Origin of the sequence: Xanthobacter autotrophicus ATCC 700552 (assembly GCF_043194565.1) — a bacterium.
Taxonomy (GTDB): Bacteria; Pseudomonadota; Alphaproteobacteria; order Rhizobiales; family Xanthobacteraceae; genus Xanthobacter; species Xanthobacter autotrophicus_F.
On record NZ_JBAFVS010000007.1, the window covers coordinates 52,064 to 73,758 of the forward strand.

The 21,695-nt window shown below is 72.1% G+C and carries 3 protein-coding genes; all 3 read right to left on the minus strand.

What is annotated here, in order from left to right:
* Positions 1 to 78: 78 nt before the first annotated feature.
* From V5F48_RS09720 to V5F48_RS09730, 3 genes are read right to left on the minus strand one after another with little or no spacing between them, the layout of a single operon-like run.
* A complete protein-coding gene (locus V5F48_RS09720) occupies positions 79 to 7,986 on the minus strand; it encodes an SDR family NAD(P)-dependent oxidoreductase (protein WP_394258514.1) in 7,908 nt (2,635 codons plus the stop codon).
* Entirely contained in the window at positions 7,983 to 16,178 is an 8,196-nt protein-coding gene (locus tag V5F48_RS09725) for an amino acid adenylation domain-containing protein (protein WP_394258515.1), read from the minus strand. The genes V5F48_RS09720 and V5F48_RS09725 overlap by 4 nt, the downstream gene beginning before the upstream one ends.
* A gap of 3 nt (positions 16,179 to 16,181) precedes the next feature.
* Positions 16,182 to 21,695, minus strand: a complete 5,514-nt coding sequence (locus V5F48_RS09730) for a type I polyketide synthase (protein WP_394258516.1) — start codon at positions 21,693 to 21,695, stop codon at positions 16,182 to 16,184.

Below are 21,695 nucleotides of genomic sequence, written 5' to 3' on the forward strand. Positions count from 1 at the left end.
TGCTCGTCTCATGCGGCGTGTCTCACGGGGCCTGTCTCATGGGGCCTGTCTCATGGGGCCTGTCTCATGGGGCCTGTCTCACGGGGTGTGGTCGACACCCTCGTCCATCATCTCGCGCAAGAGCGCATCCACCTCCGCGTCGCTGAGGGTCTCGATCTGCTGGAGCGTCCGCGCCAGCGCATCTCCCCCATCCGGCGCGGCCGACGCCAGCGGCAGCCGCGACACCGGCAGGTCGGGGGCCTCCACCATGGCCGCGAGCACCGCCGCGAACTGGCGCTCCAGCTGCTCCACGCTCCCGGCGTCGAACAGGTCGGCGTTGTAGATGAAGGAGGTGGAGAGGCCCTGGTCGGTCTCCCAGACATGCACCTCCAGGTCGAAGCGCACGGTGCCGTTGTCGAGGTCCCAGACCGGGCCGATCTTCAGGTCCCGCGCGTCGAGGTCGGGCTTGGGCACGCCGCGCTGGAGCACTAGGATCACGTCGCAGATGGGATTGCGGCCGCTCTGGCGCTCGGGCTTCAGCTCCTCCACCAGCCTCTCGAACGGCACGTCCTGATGGGCAAGGCCGCCGCGCACCGTCTCCACCTCGCGGGCGAGGGCCGCGCGCACAGTGGGGTCGCCCGACAGGTCGCCGCGGAACACCACCATGTTGGCGAAGAAGCCGATGAGGCCCTCGATCTCCGGCCGGTCGCGATTGGCCACCAGCGAGCCGATGACCATATCGGGCGCCTCGGTGAGGCGATGCAGCAGGATCCGGAAGCCGGCCAGAAGGGTGGCGAACAGGCCCGCCCCGGCGCTGCGGCCGAGCCCCTTCAGGCCATCGGCCAGCTCCTTCGGCAGCATCACGGTGAAGGCGCCACCCCGGTGCATGACGGCGCTCGTGCGCGGCCGGTCGGTGGGCAGGTCCAGCACCGGCAGGGGCGCCGCGAGGTGCCCGCGCCAATAATCGAGGTCCGCCGCAAGGCGCGGCCCGCTGAGCCAGTCGCGCTGCCACACGGAAAAATCGGTGTATTGCACCGGCAGATCGGGCAAGGGCGAGCCCTCGCCCCGGGAAAAGGCGCGGTAGAGCGCCCCCAGCTCCTGGATGAACACCACCGCCGACCACCCGTCCGTAACGATGTGATGGATGGCCACGATGGCCCGCTGAAGCTGCGCGCCCAGCCTCAGCACCGTGAGCTTGAACAGCGGGCCTTCGGCGAGATCGAAGGTGCGGCGGGCTTCCCCATCCACCCACCGCGCCATCTCACGCTCGCGCTCCGCCTCGGGCAGGCCGGACAGGTCCACCCACTCCAGCGGCAGCGGCATGTCGGTCGCAATGCGCTGCACCGGCACGCCATCCACCTCCGGGAAAGAGGTGCGCAGCGCGCCGTGCCGGCGGACGATCTGGGCCACCGCGCGGGCGAAGGCGCCGGGATCGAACGGGCCTTCCAGGAACAGGGAGAAGGTGACGGTGTAGAAGGCCGACCCCGGATCAAGCCGCGACAGGAACCACAGGCGGTGCTGCGCGAACGACAGCGGCGCCTCGGCAAGGTGAAGGGGCACGATGCCGGCCGGTGGTGCCGCGCCCTCCCCGGTCGTCGGCGCGATCTTGCCGGCGGCCACGGCCACCAGCTGGGCGAGGCTGCCCGCCTCCATCATCTCCGCCACCGGCAGGTCGATTTCCAGCTCGGTGCGGATGCGGTTGCGCAGCTGGATGCTGACAAGGGAATCCAGCCCCAGCTCCTGCAGCGGCTGGGTCTGCGACAGCGCCTCCCCGCCCTCCAGCCGCAGCAGGCGGCCGACGACGCCGCGCAGATAATCCAGCAGCAGCCCGTCGCGGCGGCCGGCATCGGCGGCACGCAGGGCTTTGCGCAGGGCGGCGAAGGTCTCGGCGGCGGCGGCCGCCTGCTCCAGCTCCCGCTCCACATGGGCGAGCACCGAAAGGCGGCGCGGCAGGCCCTCGAAATAAAGCCGCCAGTCGAACGGGGCGACGCCCACCTCGGCGGCGCTCTCCCGCATCAGCTGGCCGAGGATGGCGAGCCCCTTGGCCGGCGGAATGCTGCCGCCATAGGCAAGGCTTGCAGCCACCGCCCCGCCCGCGGTCATGCCGGTGTCCTGCCAGCCGCCCCAATTGATGGCGAGGGCGGGCAGCCCCATGGCGCGGCGGGCGTGGGCCAGCCGGTCGAGGAAGGCGTTTGCGGCGGCATAATTGGCCTGCCCCGGCGCGCCGAGCACCGAGCCCAGCGAGGAGAACATCACGAACAGGTCCAGCGGGCGGTGCGCCGTGGCCCGGTGCAAGGCGAAGGCGCCGCGCACCTTGGCGGCGAACACGCTGGCAAGCCGCGCCGGATCAAGCGCGGTGAGAACGCCGTCATCCAGCACGCCGGCGGCATGGATGACGCCGCGCAGCGCCGGCATGCCGGCATCCACAGCGGCGAGCACTTGCGTGAGCGCGGCCTCGTCCCCCACGTCGGCGGCGAACACCTCCACCCGTGCGCCGGCGGCCCGCAGCATGGCGATGGCGGCCTCGGCCTCCCGGTCCGGCGGGCGGCGACCGACGAGGGCGAGGGTGCGGGCGCCGCGCTCCACCATCCAGCCCGCCACCAGCCGGCCGATGCCGCCGAAGGCGCCGGTGACGAGATAGGTGGCGTCGGCGGCAAAATCGCCCCGGCGCGCGCCGGCGGCGGGCGTCGCCAGCACCAGCTTGCCGGTGTGCCGCGCCTTCTGCATGGATGCCATGGCGTCCAGCGCGTCTTCCACCCCATAGATTGTGGTGACGGGCTGGCCCAGCGCGCCGCTCGACATCAGCTCCAGTGCCTCGGCGAGCAGCGCGCGGACCAGTTCGGGCTCCTCCACGGCGGTGATGTCGAAATTGACGATGGCGTAGGAGATGTCGCCCCGCGCCGCGCTGGCTTGCTCGACGCTCCAGATGTCGCGCTTGCCGATCTCCACGAAATGCCCGCCCGGCCTCACCACCGAGAGGCTGGCGGGAATGGCCTCGCCGCCCAGGCTGTTGAGCACGATGTCCACGCCGCGCCCAAAGGTCAGCCGCATGATCTCGTCGGCGAAGGCGGTGTCGCGCGAATTCATGATGTGGGCGACGCCCAGCGAGCGCAGGAAGTCGTGCTTGTGGGGGCTGGCGGTGGCGAAGATTTCCGCGCCCACCATCTGCGCGATGCGGATGGCGGCAATGCCCACGCCCCCCGAGGCGGAATGGATCAGCACCGTGTCGCCGGCCTTGATGCCGGCGAGGTGATGCAGCCCATACCAGGTGGTGAGATAGACGATGGGCAGGCCCGCCGCCTCCACCACCGGCATGCCCTGCGGCACCTTGAAGACCACCGCCGCCGGCAAGGTGACGTGGCTCGCGAAGGTGCCGAAATGCAGGGCGACCACCTCGTCGCCCACCGCAAGGCCGGTGACGCCCGGCCCCACCCGCAGCACCCGCCCGGAGCATTCCCCGCCGAACGGGCCGGCATCGCCGGGATAAAGGCCCATGGCGTTGAGCACATCGCGGAAGTTGAGGCCCATGCCCAGCACTTCCAGCTCCACCTCCCCGGCCTGCGGGCGGCGGCGGGCGTGGGGCACCACCAGCAGCCGGTCGAGACCGCCCTCGGGCGTCCGGTCGATGCGATAGGGGGTGTCGGGGATGTCCAGCCGGTTCTGCGCCGCCGTGCTTTCGTGGCGCTTCAGCCGGGCCACGAAGCGGGCGCCGGCACGATAGGCCACCTGCTGCTCGCCATTGGCGCCGGTCAGCTCAGCCGCGATCGCCTCTGCTTCATTCGCTCCACCCTCTGGAGCAAGGTCGATGGCGGTTGCGGGCAGGTCGGGATATTCGTGCCACACGGTGCGCACCATGCCCCAGAGCGGGGCGGCGGCCAGGCCCTCGTCGACAACGCCCCCATCGGCTGGCGCCTCGTCCGGCACGACGCCGCCCTGGGCGCCGCGCGTGAGCACGACCAGCGGGAGATCCCGGGTGCGGCCGGCGGCGATCATGGTCTGCACCAGGGCCAGGAAATCGGCGCCGCTGCGCTCAGCGGCATCGGGGACGCCGGCATCGCCGGCCAGCGGGCGCAGGTCCGGTGCGTAGAGATCCAGCGCCCGCAGGTCCACGAGGCCAGAGAGGGCGTCGGTGGCAAGGAGGTCCGGCAGGCGGGCGACCTCGTTCGCCGGCAAGAGAAGCGCGGACCCGCCCAGCGCCTCCAGCCGCGCGGCGATGGCGGCCGCCAGCCCCTCGCCGCCGACGAGAACCCAAGGCCCCGTAACCCACGGCCCCGCAACCAAAGGCCCCGCCCCCGGCGCCCCGACGCCGGACGGCATCTCGGCCGGCTCCCAGGCGAGGTCATAGAGCCAGGTGTCGATGGCGCCGGCATCCTGCGGCAGCACCACGTCGCGGGTGACGCGGCGGGATGCGAGGCCCACCGCCTCCGCCGCCACCACCCCGTGCCCATCGAACAGGCGGAGGGTGGAGACCGCGCCGGCGACGCCCGCCCCGGCGCCCTCCCCTGCCCCCGCCCCTTCGGCCCCATGCAGCCGGGAATGGCTGAAGATGTCCCCCGGCACGAAGCCGCGCACGGTGAGGCGGTCGAGGCTCACCGGCAAATAGGTGTCGGCGTCATCCATGGCGCCGAAGGCGGCGCCCAGCGCCTGGAAGCAGGCATCCATCAGGGCCGGATGCAGGCGATAGGCCTCGGCCCCGTCCCGCGCCGCATCGGGCAGGACGATATGGGCCAGCGTCTCCCCCTCCCCGGCGGAAAGCGCGGCGATGCCGCGGAAGGCCGGGCCGTAAGCCAGCCCCCGCTTGAGGTAATTCTCATAGACCGACGCCACCGGCACCGGCGCGTCGCACCGGCGGCGGGCAGCATCGAGGCTTTCGGCATCAAGGCTTTCTTCGTCGGCGGGCAAGTCGCTGTCGTCCTCTGCCGGCTTCACGGTGCCGGCGCAGTGGAGCGTCCACTCGTCCCCCGCCGCATCGCCGCTGAAGATCTCGAAGGCATAGGATTTCGGCGCGGCGGGCACGAATACCGCCTGAACGATGCGCTCGCCCGCGTCGGGCAGGGTCATCACCTGCTTGAAGGAAATGTCCTCCAGCGTCAGTTCGTCGGTGGCGAACAGGTGGGCGCCGCCGGCCAGCGCCATCTCCAGATAGCCGGTGGCCGGCAGCACCACCGCATCGAACACCCGGTGGTCGGTGAGGAAGGCCGGCTCGGTGGCGTTCAGCGCCGCCTCGAAGCGCACCTCGCGGGTGCCGGCCTGCCGCAGCCTTTGGCCCAGCAGCGGATGCTCAGTGCCGGTGGCGACGCCGCGCACCTTGCCGCCGGGAGCGCCCGCGCGGGGCGCCGCCCAGAAGCTGCGGCGCTGGAAGGCATAGCCCGGCAGCCGCACCCGGCGACGCGCATAGTCCGCGTCGAACCCGGCCCAGTCGATCTCCACGCCGGCCACATAAAGCCGGCCGAGACTGTCGAGCAGGGTGCGCCAGTCGGTGCCGGGCCGGCGCAGGCTCGCCAGCCACTGCCGCCCGTCGGCATCCGGCGCCCCATCCAGCGTCTCGCGGCCCAGCGCGCACAGAACCGGACGCGGCCCGATCTCCACGAACAGGCTGATGCCCCGCGCGGCGGCGGCGCTGATGCCGTCGAGGAAGCGCACCGGCGCCAGCACGTGGCGGCACCAATAGTCGGCGCTCGCCAGCGCATTGGTCTCCAGCCGGCCGGTGAGGTTGGAGAGGATGGGAATGTCCGGCGCGCCATAGGCGATGCTTTCCGCCAGGGCGCGGAACGCCGCCATCATGGGCTGCATCAAGGGCGAGTGGAACGCGTGCGACGTGGTGAGCGCCCGCGCCTTCACGCCGCGCGCCTCGAAGGCGGCGGCGATGGCCTCCACCGCGCCACGGCGGCCGGAAATCACCGTGCTGCGTGGGGCGTTGACGGCGGCCACGGAAACGTCGGCAGCATAAGGCGCCACCGCCGCCGCCACCTCTTCCTCGGCGGCAAAGATGGTCATCATCACCCCGTCGCGGGGTAGCGCCTGCATCAGGCGGCCACGGGCGGCGATGAGCTTCAGCCCCTCTTCCAGCGTGAACACGCCGGCAAGCGTCGCGGCGGCATATTCGCCCACGCTATGGCCCAGCATCACCGCGGGCTTCACGCCCCATGAATGCCACAGGTCCCCCAGCGCATAGCCAAGGCTGAACAGGGCCGGCTGGGTGTAGACGGTCTCGTCGATCAGCCCTTCATCGGCCGGCACCGGGAACAGCACGCTGAGCAGCGGCCGGTCCATGAGCGGCCGGAGGAGGGCGTCGCATCGATCCAGCGTGCGGCGGAAGCGCGGCGATGTCTCGTAGAGCGCGCGGCCCATGCCGGCATATTGGGAGCCCTGTCCGGAGAACAGGAAGGCAACCTGCGGCGCCGCCCCCGCCGCCTCGCCGGAAATGTCGGTGGCACCGCCATCGGCGAAGGCGGTGAGCTGGGCGGCCAGCTCCTCCGCCGCGCGCGCCGTCACCGCCAGCCGGTGCGGGAAATGCCGCCGTGCGGTGGCGGCGGTGAACGCCATATGCCCCAATTGCCCGGCGCCAGCCTCCGCCACGGCCACGGCATAGGACCGCGCCAGATCGCGCAAAGCGGAAGCGCTGCGGGCGGAGAGCACGAGCAGATGCTCGGGCCGCTCAACTTGCGCCGGCGGCGCCGCCACGGCGGGGGCCTGCTCCAGCAACATGTGCACATTGGTGCCGCCCATGCCGAAGGAATTCACCCCGGCGCGGCGGGGATGGCTTTCCGCCGGCCATGGCGTCAGCTGGTCCACCACCCGGAACGGGGTGGCGGGAAAGTCGATCTCGGGATTGGGTGTCTCGAAATTCAGGCTCGGCGGGATCACGCCGTGCTTCACCGCCAGCGCCGCCTTGATGAGGCCGGTGATGCCCGCCGCCGATTCCAGGTGGCCCACATTGGTCTTCACCGAGCCGATGCCGCACTTGTCGGCGCGCCGCGCCCCCGAGCCATAGGCGCGGGTGAGCGCCCGCACCTCTATGGGGTCGCCCAGCGGCGTGCCGGTGCCATGGGCCTCCACATAGGAGATGGTGTCCGGCGCAATGCCCGCCTGCGCCAGCGCGGTGGCGATGACGCGGGCCTGCCCGTCCACGCTGGGGGCGGAGAAGCCCACCTTGTGGTCGCCGTCATTGTTGACGCCCCAGCCGCGGATCACGGCGTGGATCAGATCGCCGTCAGCCACCGCATCCTCCAGCCGCTTCAGCGCCACCACGCCCACGCCGCTGCCGAAGATGGTGCCCCGCGCTTTGGCGTCGAACGCCCGGCAATGGCCGTCCGGCGACAGGATGCTGCCGTCCTCGAACAGATAGCCGCTTTTCAGCGGCAGCTTCACCGTGACCCCGCCCGCCAGCGCCACGTCCGCCTGCAGGTTGAGCAGGCTGTCGCAGGCCATGGCCACGGCGGTCAGCGACGTGGAACAGGCGGTCTGCACGCTCACGCTCGGGCCCCGCAGGCCCAGCTTGTAGGAGACGCGGGTGGCCAGATAATCCTTGTCGTTGCCCAGCACAGTCTCCAGGCTGCCCACGGAGCCGATCTCGGCGCGCAGGTGCAGCAGGCCGTAGGTGGAGAAGCTGGCGCCGCCGAACACCGCGATCTCGCCCGCAAAGCGCTCGGGCACGATGCCGGCGTCTTCCAGCGCCAGCCACGCATGCTCCAGGAACAGGCGCTGCTGCGGGTCCATCAGCTCCGCCTCGCGCGGGCTGATGCCGAAGAAGGCGGCGTCGAACAGGTCGATTTCGTCGAGATAGGAGCCCGCCTTCACATAATTGGGCTGGCGCAGCACGGCGGCGGGAATGCCCGCTTCCAGTAGCTCCTCATCGGTGAAGCGGGTGATGCACTCGCGGCCCTCCACCAGCGCGCGCCAGAAGGCGGCGATGTCGCGGCTGCCGGGGAACCGCCCGCTCATGCCGATGATGGCGATGCCGTCCGAGGACGCATCTACGGGCGCATTGAGGGCCGCGTTGCTCATGATGCCGCTTCCGCTTCTGTCGATGTGTCGGCCCCGCGCCGGCGGGCGAGCCGCCGCGCGCGGTCCTGCTTCGCGCGCTCGACACGCGCGACGATGTGGTCGGTCTCAAGCTCCGCCGCGCCGCCGTCGAGGAACAGGGCGAGGCGGCGGATGGAGGGGTTCTGGAACAGGTCCACCAGCGGGAAGGTGCGCTCCAGCTGCTCCTGCAGCCGGCGGTGGATCTGCACCAGATGCACCGAATTGGCGCCGAGGTCGAAGAAGTTGCTGTCGAGCCCCAGCGCCGGCAGCTGCAATACGGCCTCCACCACGTCCGCGATGGTCTTCTCCACGTCGGTGGAGGGCGCCGCGCCCGCATCCGCCACCGGCAGGGCGTCGGGGGATGGGAGGGCGTCGCGGTCCACCTTGCCGTTGGCGCTGAGCGGCAGGGCATCCAGCAGGACGATGCTCGACGGCAGCATGTAGTCGGGCAGCTTGCGGCGCAGATAGGCGCGCAATTCGTCCACCGGGCTTGGCTGCTGCGGCACCTCCTCCGGCGACCAGCGCGCCAGCTGGGCCTCGGTGATGGCGCCGCCGGCGAAGCTGTGCAGCACCACGTCCGCCTCATCAAGCTGGAGCATCGCCCGCGCCGGCCCCTCGGCGAGGAAGCCGAGCGGGCACAGGCCGAGCATGTGCTCCGGCGCGGCGGAGGACAGGAGCTGGCCCATATAACCGGCCTCCAGCAGGCAGAAGTCGCGCCACAGCGGGCCGTACAGGGGCTCCACCGCCGCCCGCCGCCCCACCAGCACGAGGGAGAAGGCGGAAGCCTCCACCAGCGGCCGATTGGGACCGGGATAAAGCGGTGTCATCTCCGCCCCCGGCCCCACCGCGACGAGGCGATGGCTTTTCGGGTCGTAATAATAGGCCCCGCCCGCAAGACCGGCGACGCGGCCGGGCTTTGCCACCACATAGGCCTGCACCGGATAGAGGCTGCCGGCCGAGGGGTAGCGGAACTTGGGCAGCGGCGCGCCCTCCATGGGCAATTCCTGCAGCGCCCCCAGAAGCGCGCCCAGGCGCTCCATCGTGACGGTCTCGCCCTCGAAGTGGCGGAAGCTCTGGCGCGCCAGCCATGCGGAGCGGCGCGCCGCATCGAAGGTGCCGCCGGGCAGCGCCACGGTTTCCGCGTCCGCCTCCGCCGGGCGCAGGCCGTGGCGATCGAGCTTGAAGGTGACCCGCGCCATGGGATCGGTGAGCACGTTTTCCGTGCTCAGCGCCGCGCCCGGTTCCTCTTCGGCCTCGGCCTGCGGCCGGAGCACCACATGGGCCACCAGCCGGCGATGGCCGAGGGCGTCCCCCGGCGCCGTCGCCACCGCCTGCTCCACGCGCGGATGCTGCGCCAGAACGGCCTCGATCTCGCCCAGCTCGATGCGATGGCCGTTCACCTTGATCTGGGTGTCGCGCCGGCCGAGGAACTCGATGTTGCCATCGGGCAGGAAGCGCCCGAAATCGCCGGTGCGGTAGAGCCGCTCGCCGGTGCGGGGATGCCGGATGAAGGCGGCCAGCGTCTTTTCTTCATCCTTCCAATAGCCGTCCGCAAGGCCGGTGCCGCCGATGTACAACTCGCCGGGCACATAGTCCGGGGCCGGCTCCAGCAAGGCGTTGAGGATATGAGCGGTCTGGTTGGCGAACGGCTTGCCGTAGGGAATGGAGCGCGACGCCGGGTCCACCGCGCCGATGGGATAGACCACCGCATTGATGGAGGTTTCCGTCGCCCCGCCCTGGCCGTGGAGCGCGATGGCGGGATCGAAGGCGCGGATGCGGTCCGGCAGGGACACCGGGATCCAGTCGCCGCTCATGACCACGCAGCGTAGCGACGCCGGCCACAGGTCGGGCCGCGGCTCCAGCGCCTCCACCATCATCTGCATCAGCACCGGCACCGACTGCCAGACCGTGACGCCATGCCGGCGGGCAAGCTCCGCCCAATGCTCGGGATCGCGCAGCTTGTCCGCGTCCGGCAGAACGATGGCGCCGCCGGCGGAGAGCGGGCAGAACATGTCGAACACCGAGAGGTCGAAGCCCAGCGCCGAGAGGCCGAGCGTGCGGTCGCGCGGGGTGAAGCCGTAGCGGCGGGTGAAGTCGGCGATGGAATTGGCGATGGCCCGCTGGCGGATCATCACCCCCTTCGGCACCCCGGTGGAGCCGGAGGTGAACAGCACATAGGCCAGATCATCGAGGGAAAGATCATCGGAGGACGGGGCCGGATCGGCGCCGTCGCCGGGGGCGCCATCCAAAAGGTCCACGGCGATGCGCGCGATGCCGTCGGGCCAGTCCAGCGCCCCGTCGACGGCGGACTGGGTGAGGGCGGTGGTGACCTCGCAATGGGTGAGCAGATAGGCCCGGCGCTCGCTGGGCAGGTCGGGATCGACAGGCAGATAGGCCGCTCCCGCCATGAGGATGCCGAGCACGGCGGCGACCTGCTCCCAGTCCTTGCGCATCACCACGGCGACGAGACGGCCCGGCCCGTTGCCCCGTGCCCGCAGCAGGCCGGCGATCTCCACCGCGCGCCGGTTGAGTTCGCCATAGGTCACGGCGCGGCGGCTGGTGAGGACGGCTATCGCCTGCGGATCGGCGACTGCGTGGTCGCGGAAGGCCGCCTCCAGCCGGCGCGGCGGGAAGGTTTCCTGCGTCCGGTTGACGGCGGCGCGGCGGGCGATCTGGGCGGCGGGGGCAAGGCTGCCCGGCCCTTCGCTCCACGCGCTGTCGCAGGTGGCGAGGCGTTCCACCAGATCGCCATGGGCCTGCGCGAAATCATCCAGCAGGCCGGGCGGGAAGAGCGCTTCCACCGCGTCCCAGTTGAGCACCAGCGCGCCGTTCCACTCCATCACCTGATGGTCGAGCCAGACCTGCGGGGTCTGCGACACGCTCTCCACCACCTCGCCGAAGCGCTGGGCCTTCTGGCCGGCGGGGTCGATGTCGAGGGCGCTGGTGAACACCACCGGCATCAGCGCCGACACGCCGCTGCGGCGGCGCTGGGCCAGCGCCCGCAGCACGTCGATGCCGCTGATATAGCGGTGCTCCAGATCGTCCCACAGCCGGGCCTGCAGCGCCCGCGCCCGCTCCAGGAACGAGGCTGGCTGCGAATGGTCCGCCTCCAGCAAGGTGAGGGTGGTGAAGTCGCCCATCAGGCCGGTCACGTCGGGGTGCAGCGGCAGGCGGTTGAAGGTGGTGAGGTTCAAGGTGAAGCGCGGGCTGGCGCTCCAATTGCCCAGCGCCTGCGCATAGGCGGCGATCAGCACCAGCGACGGCGTCAGCCCCGCCTTGGCTGCGCGGTCCTTCAGCGCCTCCCACGCGGCGGGGGAGAGCCGGCGGGTGCGGCGCACGAAATGGGGCCTGTCCAGCGCGGCCGCCGCCGCCCGGTCCACCGGCAGCTCCGGCGCGGGCGGCAAGGTGTCCAGCCGGTCGAACCAGTAGCGCCGGGAGGCCTGGTAGAGGGCGCCCTGGTGCAGGCCGCGCTCGGCCAGCACATAGTCGCGGAAGCCGATGGCCAGCGGCGGGCGCGGATCGGCATCCGCCGCCTCTTTGCGTGGATCGGCATCCGCCTCGTAACTCCGGCGCCATTCGTCGAACAGCAGGAACAGGCTGGCGGCATCCGCGATCAGGGCGTCCACGCCCACATGCAGGCGCACCTTGCCGCCGTCCATGAGGGTGGCGCGGATCTGGAACAGGGGCCAGCGATCAGCCGGCAAGGTCTGGCCGCTCATGGCGGCGCGCACGGCTTCGAGATGGCGCTCCACCTCCCCGGCGGGGCGGCCGCGCAGGTCCTCGCAGGCGATGGGATAATAGGGCACCTGCGCCAGCACCTGCTGGCGCTCTTCGCTGAGGATGACGGCCCGCAGCATGTCGTGGCGCTTCACCAGCCGGTTCCACGCCGCCTCGATCCGTGGCAGCTCCCAGCCCACCTGCTCCAGTTCCAGATAGATCTGGGTGGCCGCCTGCCCCAGCTCAAAGGTGGCGGTGCGCCCCATCCAATAGGCTTCCTGGATGGGGGTGAGCGGGAACGGCTCATGCCACGCGGCGGGGTCCGGCGTCAGCTGCGGCAGGCCGGCGACGGGGTCCGCGCCATCATCCGCCGCCGGCTCGGCCTCGATGCGCGCGGCGAGCCGCGCCACCGTGGGCGCCTCGAACAAAGCGCGCAGGGGCAGGGCCACGTTGAAGCGGGCGCGCAGCTGCGCCATCAGCAGGGTCGCCAGCAGCGAGTGCCCGCCGATGCGGAAGAAGTCGTCGTGGATGCCCACGGCCTCGCGATGCAGCACCTCGGCCCACAGCTTGGCGAGGCGCCGCTCGGTGTCGGTGCGCGGGGCGGCGGCTTCCGGCACGGCGGGAGCGACGGGCGCGGGCAGCGCGCGCCTGTCGAGCTTGCCGTTGGGGGTGAGCGGCAGCGCATCGAGGAAGACGATATCCGCCGGCACCATGTAGTCCGGCAGGCGGCTGGCCAGCGCCGCGCGCAGCCCTTCGGCATCCAGCACGGGACGAATGGCGGCGCGGGGCGGGCGGGAGCCGGGGCGCGGGCCGCGATGGGCGTAGAGGTAATAATTGGTCTTGGCGCTCTCCTCCAGCCGCCAGTCCTGCTCCACGCTCACGGTGAAGCCCTGCGCCTTCAGCAGCGCCAGAACGGTTTCCAGCCGCCCGTCCATGTCGTGCAGTTCCAGCGCCACCTGGCGGATCTTCGGCCAGTCTTCGGCGGCGATGCCGGCAAGGACCTCGGCCTCGCTCTTCTCCACGTTGATCTTCAGGAGGTCGATTGTCGCCACCCCCTCCCGCGCCATGACATGCGAGAGGGTGTCCAGCGCCACCTCGATGGTGCGGCCGGAAAGGCGATCCTCCAGCAATTCCTCCAGCAAGGCGGGGGCGAACCCCTCCCCGCCGCCGCCCTGCTTGCGCACGAAGGAGCGCACCACGTCCGCATCCGCGGCCCGGTCGGCATGAAGGCCGGAGAGGAAGGAGAAGCCGGGATAGAAGGTGAAGGCGGCCCGGCCGGGCGCTGCGGCAAGCCCCGTGTTGTGGATGCTCGCGGCGACGCCGTAGAGCGCCGCATTGGCCTGCGCCAGCGCGCAGACGGTGGGGTTGGGCTCGAAGGCATGCACCCGCACATCCGGCGCGGCGAGATGGGCGGCGAGGGTGAACAGGCCGATATTGGCCCCCACGTCGAACACCGTATCGCCGGCGCGCAGCTCCACCCCGTGGCGGAAATAGGCTTCCAGATCGAACATTTCCTCATAGAGGAAGTCGGTTTCGTTGCGATTGAGATGAGCCACCGCCAGCCCATTGGGCAGCACATGGCGCGGCGCGCCGTTCACCAAGGGCGCGCGGGCGGGATCGGCCACCACATAAGCCACCAACCGTTGCAAAGCGCCCGCCCCGTGCAGCACCACGGCGGCGTCGCGCACGCCCTCCACCGCCTTCAGCGCGGCGGCGATCTCCCCCGGCTCGATGCGATGGCCGCGCACCTTTACCTGTTCGTCGGCCCGGCCGAGGAAGACGAGGCTGCCGTCGGAGCGGCGGCGCACGAGGTCGCCGGTGCGGTAGACCGGCCCGTCGTCGAACGGCAGCGCAACGAAGCGCCGGGCGGTCAGCTCCGGTTCGCCCAGATAGCCCCGCGCCACCCCCGCCCCGCCGATGTAAAGCTCTCCCGCCACGCCCTGCGGCACCGGGCGGCCGGCGCCGTCCAGCACGTAGGTCCGCACATTGGGCAGGGCGCGGCCCATGTGGGGCACGGCGCCGGTGATCTCGGCAGCCGTGGCATCGACGGTGCATTCCGTCGGCCCGTAGAGGTTGAAGAAGCGCGCGCCGGCCTGCCCGGCAAGCTGCGCCCACAAGGCCCCGTCGATGGGCTCGCCGCCCACCAGCACCGCCTTCGGCCGCGCCTGGCCGGGCGCCAGCAGGCCTTCGGCCAGCAGCATGGACAAGTGGGTGGGCGTCACGTCCAGCACGTCGATGGCATGGGCGCGCAGATAGTCCACCAGCGCCGCCGGGTCCTCCCGCGCCGCCTCCGGGATCACGTCCAGCGTGTGGCCACCGAGAAGCTGGATGATCTGCTTGACCGAGGTGTCGAACACCACCGGCCCGTTCACCGCCACCCGCAGCGGCCCGGCGCCGAGGCCCGCATGGACCGTGGTGCGCAGCGCGTGGAACAGGTTGACCACCGCGCCATGGGGCACCACCACCCCGCGCGGGCGCCCCGTGGAGCCGGAGGTGTAGATGATATAGGCCGGGTCATCCGGCCCCACCGCGACTTCCGGCGCCGTGGACGGTTCGTCGGCAATGGCGGGGTCGCACAGGGCGATCCCCTCACCCAATTCCCCGTCCCCGAGCGTCCCGTCCCCCAATTCCCCATCCGCCCCACGCGCCACCGCGATGCGGGCGCCGCTCTGGGCGATGATCTCAGCCTGCCGCGCCACCGGCCAATGGGGGTCCAGCGGCACATAGGCCGCCCCGGCCTTCAGGATGCCGAGGAGGCCCACGATCAGTTCCACCGAGCGCTCCAGCCGCAGCGCCACCGCCTGCCCCGGCCCTGCGCCGAGCCGGATGAGGCGATGGGCCAGCCGGTTGGCGGCGGCATCCAGCGCGCCATAGGTGAGGCTGTCCGCCCCGCACGCCACGGCCATGGCCTCCGGCTGGCGCGCGGCCACGGCGGCGAAGAGGGCATGCAGCCGCCGCTCGGCGCCGATCTCCATGGCCGCTCCGAGGCCGGCGGCCAGCGCTTCCCGCGCCTCCTCCCCGGACATGAGGGCAAGGTCGGCCACCGCCGCGTCGGGCCGGGCGGCGATATCCGCCAGCAGCGCCTGGAACTGCCGCGCCATGGCCTCCACGGTCGCGCGGTCGAACAGGTCGGCTGAATACTCGAAGGTGCCCACCAGCTCGGCGCCGTCATCCTTGATGGAGAGGCCGAGATCGAACTTGCTGGTGCCGGGGTCCACGTCCAGATACTCGACCGCGAGCCCTTCCGGCGCGATGCCCGCCGGCAGCTTCTGCACGTCGAACATCAGCGCCGTCAGCGGCACGGGGCCAAAGGGGTCTGAGGCGTCCCGCTCCCGCCGCAGGTGCTCCACCAGCCGTTCGTGGGGATAGAGCTGGTGCGCCCGCGCCTCGTTCGCCACATCGCGCACGGCGCCGAGCGCCTCGCGGAACGGCGCCTGCCCGTCCAGCTTCAGGCGCAGCACCAGGGTGTTGATGAAGAGCCCCACCGCGCGCTCCAGCTCCGGCACATCGCGGGTGGTGCTGGGCACGGCGAGGAGCACGTCGTCGGTGCCGCCGTGGCGCGACAGGAGCACCCCATAGGCGGCCGCCAGCGTCGCGAACAAAGTGGTTTCGCAGCTCTGGGCCAGCGCGCGCAGCGCCGCGCTCAAGTCCACATCGCAGCGGAACACCACGCGCCCGCCGGCGGTGCCGTTGAGGGCCGGGCGCGGGCGGTCCAGCGCCAAGGCAGGGGGCGGCGGCGCATGGGCCAGCGTGCGCGTCCAGTAATCGCGCTCGGCGTCCAGCGCGCCGCTCGCGACGCGCGCGCGCTCCCACACCGCATAATCGGCATACTGCACCTGCGGCGCGGGGGTCGGCGCGCGCTCCCCCCGCTGGCGGGCGCCATAGGCGGCGAAGATGTCCCGGAACAGGCCGGCGGCGGACCAGCCGTCAAGCACGATGTGGTGGACCACGAACACCAGGATGCAGTCATCCGGCCCCAGCTCCAGCGCCGAAAGCCGCAGCAGCGGCGGCACGGCGAGGTCGAACGGCCGGCGGATGGCCTCGCGGATCGCCGCGTCCACCGCCTCTTCGCCCATTCCCGCAAGGTCGCGCCGCTCCAGCGGCAGCGGCGCCGGCGGGGCGATCACCTGCTCCGCCGTGCCCGCGGCCGGGACGATGCCGGTGCGCAGGATCTCGTGCCGGGCGATCAGATCGTCGAGCGCATCTGCAATGAAATCGAGCCTGAGCGGGCCGCGCACCCGCAGCACCACCGCCTCGTTATAGGCCGGGCTCAAGGGGTCGATCTGGTGCTCGAACCACAGCCGCTCCTGCGCGAACGACAGGGGAAAGCCCCGCCCGTCGCGCGGCTGGGGCGGGATGCGCGGCGCGGCCGGGGCCTGCGCCCGCTGCCCGAGCCGGCGCGCCAGCAATTCGCGCTGCTGGGGGGACAATTGGGCGAGGCGCTCTTCGATGTTCATGGGTCAGGCCACCTTCTGCCCGGACGCGAGCTGCGCCTCGACTTCCGCTTCCGGCAAATCCTCGATCTCGTCCAAAAGCGCCTTGAGGCGGTCGTCGGCGGCCAGCTCCCCGTCCAGCCACTCGGCCAGGCGCGCCACCGAGCCGGTGAACAGGTCCACGATGCTGGGCGTCAGGTCGAACTGGCGCTTGATGCGGTTGCGGATTTCCACCGCCATGATGGAATCCATGCCCAGAGTGGTCAGCACCCGCCGGTGGTCCAGCTTGCCCGCATCGAACCGCAGCACGGCGGCGACGATGGCGCCGAGGCGCGCCCGCAGCTCCGCCATGCGCTCAGGCGCGGCCATCAGCAGCAGGTCGGCGATCTCCCCGGCGGTGGACGCGGTGTCGGGGGCGGCGGCCGCCTGAAGCAGCTCCAGCCGCGCCGCGGCGGGCACCTGCGCCCAGTCCGCGTTCAGCACCAGCGCCTGGGTCGCGCCGTGGGCCATGAGGTGGTCGAGCGCCGCCATGCCCTGCTCCGGCGCGATGGGCTCGACGCCCGACAGCCCGGCCCGCTCCGCAAGGCCAAGGCGCGCGAACAGGCCGATCTCCGCCCACGGCCCCCAGTTGATGGCGGTGGCCGGCAGGCCCGCCGCGCGGCGGCAAGCGGCCAGCGCATCCTCGAAGGCGTTGGCCGCGCCATAGCCGGCCTGCCCCATCTGCCCCAGCACCGAGGAGGCGGAGGAGAACAGCACGAAATGATCCAGCGGCAGGTGGCCCGTCTGCCGGTGGAGCGCGAGGGCGCCGGCCACCTTGGGCCGCATCACGGCGGCGATGTCGTCTGCCGTCATGCGCAGCAGCAGGGCGTCCTGAATCACGCCCGCCGCATGCACCACGCCGCGGATGGACGGGTGCGCCTCGGCCCCATGGGCGGCGAGGAAGGCGGCAAGGCGCGCCTCGTCCGCCACGTCGAACGCCTCCACCCGCACCGAGGCGCCCAACGCCTCCAGCCCCCGCACGGCGGCGACGCGCCGGCCGGCCTCGCTTTCGGGGGGCAAAGCGGCCCAGTCCGCGCGCGGCGGCAAGGCCGTGCGGCCCATGAGGATCAGCCGCCGGGCGCCCCGCGCCACCAGGAAGCGCGCCGTCTCCAGCCCCAGGCCGGTGAGGCCGCCGGTGACGAGATAGCTCGCATCCGGCCGCAGCAGCACCGGCCCGGCCGCCCCCTCCGGCTTCGGCAGGCGGGCAAGACGGCCCACCCGCCGCCGGCCGGCGCGCAAGGCGATTTCCCGGTCGGCGATCTCCCGGTCGTCGGAAAGGTCGAGCATCTCGTCTGCCGCCGCTGGGCATGAGCCGGCGGGGTCGGCGGGATCAAGGTCGATCTGCGCGCCCCAGATTTCGGCGTGCTCCAGACCCACCACCCGGCCGAAACCCCACAGCGGCGCGGCCACCAGATCGGGGGCCGGGTCCGCCCCATCGCAGGCCACCGCCCCGCGCGTGACGATGAACAGCCGAGCCCGCGCCGCCCCCTCCGCCAGCGCCTTGACGGCGGGAAGGGCACGCCGCGCCACCGCCTCGAACACGGCCTCCGGCACATCCGCGCCGTCCCCGCCCTCCTCCAGAAGCACGACGCCGCGCAAGGCGGCACCGGCGGCGGCGATCCCGTCCGCAATATCGCTCTCCTCCGCGAGCAGACGCACCTCCCCGCCGCGCTGGCGCAGCGCCGCGCCGAGGCTGTCGGCCACCGCCCCCGGCGTCCCTGAAAGCAGCCACAGGCCGGTGGCATCCGCTGGCACGGGGCGGGGCGCGCGGGGGCGCTCGGGCCATTCGAGATGATAGAGGCTGTCGCGCAGGGACACGCTGGCCCGCGGCCGCATCTCGTCCACCCGCCGCAGGGCGAGGCCGGTGATGCGCGCCACCACCGTGCCGTCCGCATCGCTCAGGGTGAGATCGGCGGCAAGGCGCGGCGCGCCGGGCACGGCATCGGCCGCGAGCCGCGCATAAACGAAGACCCGCGCCGGCAGGGCCGCGACCTGCGCCAGCGTGCCCACCCCCTGCGGCAGGTAGACCGGCCGCGCCCCGCCCGCATCGGTCCCGATGGCGGCCACCACCTGGAACGCCCCGTCCAGCAGCGCGGGATGGAGGCCGAAGGCGGTGTCGGAGGCACCCTCGGGCAAAGCCACTTCGGCCCACGCCTCGTTGGCGTTGGCGCGCAGCGCCCGCACGCATCGGAAGCCCGGACCGTAATCGAGCCCCCCGGCGGCGAACTGGCCGTAGAAGCCGGCGAGATCAACGGCGACGGCGCCCTCCTCCGGCACCGGCGCAGGCCCGGCCGCCGCCTCCGGAGCCGCCTTGCGGATGCCGATGCGCGCGTGCAGCGTCCAGTCGTCCTCGCCCTGAAGCGGGCGGCTCAGCACGTCCACCTGCGCCCCATCCCCGCCGGTGCGTGTCAGCGTCACCTGCAGGCGGCGCGCCTCGCCCTCGGGCAAAAGCAGCATCTTCTCGAAGCGGGCATGCTCCAGCACGAGGCCCTGTCCCGGCAGCGTCTCCCGCGCCGCCGCCAGCGCCATCTCCAGATAGGCCGCGCCGGGCAGAACGGGCACGCCGGAGAGGGCATGGTCGCGCAGCCACGGCAGGCTCAGGGCGTCGATTTCCCCCTCCCAGAAGCGCGCGCCGCCCTGCGCCGCCACGAACGGCGCGCCAAGCAGGGGATGGGACCCCGCCTTGCGCGCGCCGGCGGAACCACCGGTGGACGCGGCGATCTGGTCCACCCAGAAATGCGCGCGCTGCCAGGGATAGGCCGGCAGGGACACGCAGCGCCCCGCGGGCAGCACGCGCCGCCAGTCCACCGCAAAACCATTGGCCCACAGGCCGCCGAGCGCGGTGGCAAGATCCAGGGCGCCGTCGCCCTCCCGCGTCAGGCTGCCCAAAGCGACGCCGTCGGCGCCCACATGCTGGAGGATCTGGCGCAGCGCCCCCGCCAGCACCGGATGGGGGCTGATTTCGAGGAACAGATGCGCCCGCTCGCGGGCGAGCCTGGCCACCGCATCGGCCACGCGGAACGGATCGCGCAGGTTGCGGCTCCAATAGGCCGCATCGAGGTTCGGGCCGGGCTCGTCCTTCACCGTCACGGTGGAGAGGAAGCGCAGTTGCGCCGGCCGGGGGAGGATCGCGGCGAGGGCTGCTTCCAGCGCCGGGCGCAGGCTGTCCATGGCCGGGCTGTGGGCCGGCACGTCCACATTCTCCAGCAGCCGGCCGAAGAGGCCCGCCGCCTCCAGCTCCGCCAGATAGGCCTTGAGCGCATCGCCATCCCCGGCAATGAGTGTGGAGGCGAAACTGGTGACGCCGGCCACGCCCAGCCGGTCGGCCTGCGGCGCCAGCGCCGCTTCCACCTCCGCCGCCGGCAGGCCCACCACGGCGGTGGCGCCCACCCCGCGCTTGGTGCGCAGCAGCCGGCTGCGGGCAAGAATGACCCGCGCCGCATCCTCCAGCGAGAGAATGCCGGCGGCGAAAGCGGCGGAAATCTCGCCCATGCTCTGGCCGAGCACCACATCCGGCACCACGCCAAGCTCCCGCCACAGGGCCACAAGGCCGGCCTGCATGGCGAAGAGGACGGGCTGCACCACATCGATGTCGTCGAGGCGCGAGGCGTCCGGCGCCGCATTCATCTCCGCGATCAGGGACCAGCCGGCCTCGGCGCGCACCAGCCCGTCCAGCCGGTCGATCACCGCGCGGAAGGCGGGCGCGGCGGCGTAGAGGTCGCGGCCCATGCCCAGCCAGTGCGAGCCCTGCCCCGAGAAGACGAAGGCGAGCGGCATCCCCGCCTCGCCGTCCGGCGCGGTGCCGGCCACCGCGTGGCGTTCGTCCGCGCCGGCGAGATGCGCCTCCAGCCGGGCCGCCATCTCTTCCCGGCTTGTGCCGGCCACTGCGAGGCGAAACGCATGGTGGGTCCGGCGCAGGGCGGCGGTGGCGCAGATGTCGGCGAGCCCCGGCGCGTCCGGCGCGCGCAGGAAGGCCACGTAGGACCGGGCCAGGGCCGTGAGCGCATCCGGCGACTTCGCCGACAGGGGCAGCACGAAGGTCGTCGCACCTTCGGCGGGCGCGACGATGGCGGGCGCCGAGACAACAGGCGCGGAAACGGCAGGCGCGGAGACAGTGGCCGGCGCCTCCTCCATCACCACATGCACATTGGCCCCGCCGAACGAGAAGGCGCTCACCCCGGCGACGATGGGCTCCCCCGGCGCGGGAAAGGGTCCTGTGGCGGTGCGCACCTCCAGCGCGAAGGGCGCTTCCGACAGGGCTGGATGGGGGGTCTCGAAATGCAGGTTTCCCGGCAGCAGGCGATGCTTCAGGGCCAGCGCGGTCTTGATGATGCCGGCGATGCCGGCGGCGGATTCGGTGTGGCCGATATTGCTCTTCACCGAGCCCACCACGCAGGCGTGCCCCGACGCGCGATCGGTGCCCAGCACGGCGGCGAGGGCCTGAAGCTCGATGCGGTCGCCGACGATGGTGCCGGTGCCGTGGGCCTCCACATATTGCACCCGGCCGGGCGCGATGCCCGCCTTGCCATAGGCCTCGCGCAGGAGCCTTTCCTGCGCCTGCCCGTTGGGGGCGGCAATGCCGTTGCTGCGCCCGTCGTGATTGACCGCGCTGGCGCGGATCAGGGCATAGATGCGGTCGCCATCGGCTTCAGCCTGCGACAGCAGCTTCAGCACCACCATGCCGGCGCCCTCGGACCGCGCCATGCCGTCGGAGGCGGCGTCGAAGGTATGGCAGCGCCCGCGCGGCGACAGCGCCCCCATGCGCGAGAAGCAGATGTCCGGCGCCGGCACCAGATTCACCGCCACCCCGCCGCACAAGGCAAGCGTCGCCTCGCCGGTGCGCAGGGTCTGGCAGGCGAGGTGCAGCGCCAGAAGCGAGCCCGAGCAGGCGGTGTCCACCGTCAGGCTGGGGCCATGGAGGTCCAGCACATAGGACAGGCGGTTGGCGATGATGGAATTGGAGGTGCCGGTGCCGGTGGCGGCGGACACCCAGCGGTCGTCCGCCGTGATCAGCTGGTTGTAGTCGTTGGTCAGCGTGCCCACCACCACGCCGGTGAGGGAGCCGGCGAGGCGGTCGGCGGGAATGCCGGCATCCTCCAGCGCCTCCCAGGCGGTTTCCAGCACCAGCCGCTGGCGCGGATCGATGAACGGCGCCTCGCGCGGGGTGATGCCGAAGAAGTCGGCGTCGAACCTGTCGAGGTTCGGCAGGTAGCCGCCTTCGCGGCTCACGGTCTTGCCCCGCGCCTGGGGATCGGGATTATAGAGGCTGTCGATGTTCCAGCGGTCCTGCGGCACCGGGCCGAGGGGATCGTCACCCCGAACCAGAAGGTCCCAGAAGGCCGCGAGGTCTGCGGCGCCGGGGAAGCGGCACCCCATGCCCACGATGGCCACCGGCTCGCTCTGGCGGCGCTCCAGCAGGTCCACCTTGGCGCGCAGGTCGCGGATCGCGCGCAACGCCCGTTCGGTGGTGGTCGCGGCGCTGCCGGCGGTGCGGTCTGGCAT

Coding starts and splice junctions, on each gene's coding strand:
- V5F48_RS09720 (WP_394258514.1), bottom strand. CDS start 7,986: ATGAGCAACGCGGCCCTCAATGCGCCCGTAGATGCGTCCTCGGACGGC.
- V5F48_RS09725 (WP_394258515.1), bottom strand. CDS start 16,178: ATGAACATCGAAGAGCGCCTCGCCCAATTGTCCCCCCAGCAGCGCGAA.
- V5F48_RS09730 (WP_394258516.1), bottom strand. CDS start 21,695: ATGCCAGACCGCACCGCCGGCAGCGCCGCGACCACCACCGAACGGGCG.